Raw genomic sequence first — 4762 nt, forward strand, 5'->3', positions numbered from 1 at the left:
GGGCCGGGCGGCGGCGCCGGACTGCCCGCCGCCGCTGCCGCCCTCGGCGCCGCCGCGGGCGCTGTGGGTGGTGATGCCCTGGCGCAGCATGGCGGCGGGCGAGGAGACGACGGCCGCGGCCGTACGGGAGGCGGGGTCGGCGCCGGCGTTGCGCTGGCGGACGATCTCGTCGCCGAAGCCGGGGACGAAGCGGTAGATCATGGCGCTGGCGAAGATGGCGAGCAGGATGATCGCCAGGCCGGAGACGATCGCGGAGAAGGCGTTGGGGCCCTCGTCGGAGGCGAGCGCCCCGGCGAGGCCGAGGACGATGACGATGACCGGCTTGACGAGGATCACCGCGATCATGATGCCCGCCCAGCGGCGTACGTGGCCCCACAGGTTCTTGTCGACGAGTCCGGCGTAGACGACCGTGCCCAGCAGGGCGCCGACGTACAGCAGGGCGGCGCGGATGACGAGTTCGAGCCAGAGGACGCCGGCGGCGAGGACGGAGACGAGGGAGACGACGATCAGCATGATGGGGCCGCCGCCGATGTCGTCGCCCTTCTTGAGGGCCTCGGAGAAGGAGCCGAAGAACTTGTCGGTGTCGGACCCGGTGCCCGCGGCGATCACGTCGGTGACGGCGTCGGTCGCGGTGACCAGGGTGTAGAGGATCAGGGGGGTGAAGGCGGAGGCGAGGACCGTCAGCCACAGGAAGCCGATGGCCTCGGTGAGCGCCTCGGTGAGGGGGATGCCGCGGACGGCGCGCTTGGCGACGGCCAGCAGCCACAGCACGAGGGTGAGGATCGTCGAGGCGGCGAAGACGACGGCGTACTGGCGCAGGAACGCGGGGTTGGTGAAGTCGACGGTGGCTGTGGAGGCGACGGCCTCGGAGAGCTTGTCGACGATCCAGGCGGCGGCCTCGGCGCAGCCCTGGGCGAGGGAGGCGAGGGGGTCGAGGGTGGACAGGGGGTCGGTGCCGGAGCCGCCGGCGCCGTCGGTGGCGCCCTCGCCCTGTTCGCAGACGTCCCGGGCGGCGCCGGGGACGTTCTCGCACTCGCTGCGGTCCGGCTCCTCGTCGGCCGGCGGGGACGGGGTGGGTTCGGCTGCCGCGCGGGCGGCCAGCCAGACCCCTGCGGCCTGCAGGCCCGCCAGGATCCCGGCGAGCGGCAGGGCGCGGCGGCCGGCTCGGTCAACGGGCATAGGTGAACCCTCCGTACTCCTCGACGGCCTTGCTGATGTCCTCGGCTGTGGAGGCCCGGATGTCGCCCGGTACGGGGGCGGGGCCGTCCTCCTGGGAGTCCTGTGCGATCCTCCAGTCGGATCCGGCCCACCGCAGCTGGAAGGTCCAGGTCTTCCAGGTGGTGGTCACGGGCGTGGTCGACTCCTCGCCGGCCATGCCGATCAGACCCGTGTACCAGACCTCGACGGTGGCGCCGTCGTCCCCGTACTCCGTCACCCTGGTGCCGACGGGGACGGTGCGTGAGACGAAGGTCATGCCGTCGGGTGCCTCGCCCTCCGGGGTGAGGCCCAGGCGCTCGAAGAGGGCCTTCGAATAGGCCCTGTCCTGCGCGCCCTTGACGCGTGCGGCGGCTTCGGGGGTGTAGAGGGTGTCGACGAGCATGTGCCGGTGCTCGGTCTCGAACATGCCCGTACCGCCCAGTGCCACCGCGTAGTTGGCCGCGGCGCTCTGCGCGCCCTGTTCGGTGCGGGGGAAGCCCGAGGGCACGCCGTTCGACTGCCCGGTGACGGGGCGTTCGCCGGTGGGGGCGGTGGGCCGGGCGTCCTCGCGGGCCTCCCCGCCGCCGGCGGCGGACGGGGCGTCACCGCCGCCCCTGTTGGCGAAGGCGATGGCCGCGATCAGCAGGACGACGACGCCCACCACCGTCACCATGCTGCGGCCCACCCGGACGGGCTGCCGTCTGGGCTCGTCGTACGCGTCGACGACGTCGTCCCCGTACCCGCCATCGCCGCCGATGCTCATCGTGCGCGTGCCCTCTCGGTCGCCCGGGCGCCGCCCGGTTGTCGTCGTGCCCTGTCCATGACGTTAACTCCGCCGCGGCGGTTGTGGGACCGGTGTGTGCAGGATCGCTTCCGCACCGTGAGCGGTGGATCGCCGGGTACGGCCCGGTGGCGCGGCCTCGCGCCCTCCGGTCGCGTTCGGGCGGGGGAGGAGGGGAACCGGCCGGGGTGGGGGCGGATCCTGGGCTGGTGCATCGCTGTGGTGCTCTTTTTCCTGGTGGGGGGAGCGATCGGGCGGCCGCGGCCTCCCGGGTGCGGCGGGGTCTGCGCCGGCGGGTGCGCCGTCTGCCTCCGCCTGTCGCCTGCGCGGTGCCCGCGGGCGGGGGCGTACGGTCCCGCGGGGCCGTACCGTCCGCCGTCGCGGGGTGACGGTTCTCACGGGGCGTCAGTCGTCCGCCGGCCGGGGCGCGCGCCCCGGCCGGCCGGCGTACGGGACGGACCGGGTCTCTCGCCGGGCACGCGGGCGCGCCCGGGAGCCGGGCACCGGGAGGTGGGGGCGGAGGGGGACGGGAGGCGGGGCGGTGCGGCTACACGGCCATGCCGTAGACGATCGTGAAGAGCGTGCCGAGGGACCCGATGATGAAGACCCCGGTCAGGCCCGCCACGATCAGGCCCTTGCCCTGCTCCGCGCTGAAGGTGTCGCGCAGCGCCGTGGCGCCGATGCGCTGCTTGGCCGCGCCCCAGATGGCGATGCCGAGGCAGAGGAGGATGGCGACGGCCATGACGACCTCGATCATCACACGGGCCTCGTTGCCCAGGGATCCGAACGGGCCCCAGTCGGGGGCGATTCCGCCGATGATGGTGGTGATGTCGCCCTTTTCGGCTGCCAGAAACATGCTGTGTTCACCGCCCCGGTGAGGGTTGTCGAAAGTTGCGCTTCACTTGGATTCTGACACGGTTGCGGCCGAATCGGCAGTGAACTCCTTTCGGATGGCGGAGGGTTGAGGGGTGCGGAAGGCGTGGGTGGCGATCGGGGTCGGTTTCGGGCTCGTCATGTGCCTGATGGCGTTGCTCGTGGTGGGCACGTACAGCGCGGCGTCGAACCTGTTCGGCGGGCGGGGCGGCACGGTCGCGCTGGCGAAGAACTCGGTGCCGGCGGCGTACCGGCCCCTGGTGCAGAAGTGGGGCAACTACTGCCCGGCGCTCAACCCGGCGCTGCTGGCCGCCCAGCTCTTCCAGGAGAGCGGCTGGAACCCGAAGGCGCGCAGCCCCGCCGCGGCGCAGGGCATCGCCCAGTTCATCCCGGGCACCTGGGCGGTCCACGGCGTCGACGGCGACGGTGACGGCGACCGCGACGTGTGGGACCCGGCGGACGCGATCCCGTCGGCGGCGAAGTACGACTGCACGCTGGCCAAGGACGTCCGGGGGGTGCCCGGCGACCCGACGGACAACATGCTGGCCGCCTACAACGCGGGCCCGTACGCGGTGGTGAAGTACGGCGGTGTGCCGCCGTACCGCGAGACGCAGAACTACGTGAAGGTCATCCGGAAGCTGGAGCAGAGCTTCGCGGCGCCCGCCGGGCGCCTGTCGCCGACGCGGCAGGCCGCCGGGGCGATCGACTTCGCGCAGAAGAGGCTGGGGACGCCGTACCTGTGGGGCGGGGACGGCACGCCGGAGGACGGCGGGCGGTTCGACTGCTCGGGCCTGACGAAGGCGGCGTACGCGAGTGTGGGCATCGAGCTGCCGCGGGTCGCCAACGACCAGTGGAACGCCGGCCCGCACCCGGAGCGCAACGAGCTGCTCCCGGGTGATCTGGTCTTCTTCGCACACGACTTGAACGATTCGCGGTCGATCCACCACGTGGGGATCTACGTGGGCGGTGGCTATATGATCGACGCGCCGTACACGGGCGCGGAGATCCGTTTCGATCCCATCGACTCCCCCGACTACTTCGGGGCGACGAGGCCCACGGCGTCGTGAACCCCGGGGCGTCCGGTGCCCCGGTGACACGGTGTGCGGCCGCGGCTTCCGGGCCGCGGGCGCGGGTCACCCTCCGATAACGTCCGGGTGATCGTTCGGTGGAGGTCGGAACGTACGGCCGGGGCAGGGCGTTTCCTTGTCCGGAACGGGCATTCCGCTACCACGGGGGTCGGCAGCGAAGAGTGAAGGGCAGCATCGCGATGGCTGGATGGGACAACCCCGACGTCGAGCTGCTCCACGACATCAACGGATTGGCCAGGGAAGCCCCCGGCTGGGCCGACCACCTCATGGAGTACGTCGGCGAGTACGGCACGATCGCGGCGCTGGGGCTGCTGGGCCTGTGGGCCTGGTGGACGGCGCGGCGCCGCCCGGACGCGGTCTCGGCGGTGGCCGGGCTGGTCTGGGCGCCGCTGGCGGCCGGGGTGGCGGTTCTGGTGAACGTACCGATCCGGGAGTTCGTGGAGCGGCCCAGACCCTTCCTGACCCATGACGGGCTGGAGGTGCTGGTGGACGGGAAGAAGGACTTCTCGTTCGTCAGCGATCACGCGACGCTGGCGATGGCGCTGGCCGTGGGGATCTTCATGGTCAACCGGCGGCTGGGCCTGGTCGGCATCCTGGTGGCGGTGTTCGCGGGCTTCTGCCGCGTGTACATGGGTGTGCACTACCCCACCGACGTGATCGGCGGCCTGGCGCTGGGCACGGCCGTGGCGCTGCTGCTGGCGCCGGTGGCGCTGGCGCTGCTGACCCCGCTGCTGCGCGCGATGGCGGCCTCGCCGCGGATCGGCCGGCTGGTGAGCGCGCCGCCGGAACCGCGACCGGAGTCGGAGCCGGGGGCGCGGGCCGG

5 protein-coding genes are annotated in these 4762 nt (G+C 72.7%); 2 read left to right on the plus strand and 3 right to left on the minus strand.

The features are described from left to right. From ACLIYP_RS29180 to ACLIYP_RS29190, 3 genes are all read right to left on the minus strand, one after another. Positions 1-1179, minus strand: a 1179-nt coding sequence (locus tag ACLIYP_RS29180; RefSeq protein WP_412716088.1) for a hypothetical protein, incomplete at its 3' end; no start/stop codon positions are given. Further along, on the minus strand, positions 1169-1960 hold the full coding sequence (locus tag ACLIYP_RS29185; protein WP_412716089.1) for a hypothetical protein: 792 nt from the start codon (positions 1958-1960) through the stop codon (positions 1169-1171). The genes ACLIYP_RS29185 and ACLIYP_RS29180, both read right to left, overlap by 11 nt. A 565-nt stretch (positions 1961-2525) precedes the next feature. Further along, positions 2526-2834, minus strand: a complete 309-nt coding sequence (locus ACLIYP_RS29190; RefSeq protein ID WP_093658653.1) for a hypothetical protein — start codon at positions 2832-2834, stop codon at positions 2526-2528. 157 nt (positions 2835-2991) lie between these two features. On the opposite strand from ACLIYP_RS29190, the gene ACLIYP_RS29195 reads away from it, so the two are divergent. Both ACLIYP_RS29195 and ACLIYP_RS29200 read left to right on the plus strand, forming a co-directional pair. After that, positions 2992-3918: a C40 family peptidase gene (locus ACLIYP_RS29195; RefSeq protein WP_177214002.1), complete on the plus strand. Its 927-nt coding sequence runs from the start codon at positions 2992-2994 to the stop codon at positions 3916-3918. Positions 3919-4118: 200 nt separating this feature from the next. Further along, positions 4119-4762 (plus strand): phosphatase PAP2 family protein (locus ACLIYP_RS29200; RefSeq protein ID WP_412716090.1); only part of this gene is annotated, 644 nt, incomplete at its 3' end.

Origin of the sequence: Streptomyces nanhaiensis (assembly GCF_046614825.1) — a bacterium.
Taxonomy (GTDB): domain Bacteria; phylum Actinomycetota; class Actinomycetes; order Streptomycetales; family Streptomycetaceae; genus Streptomyces; species Streptomyces radiopugnans.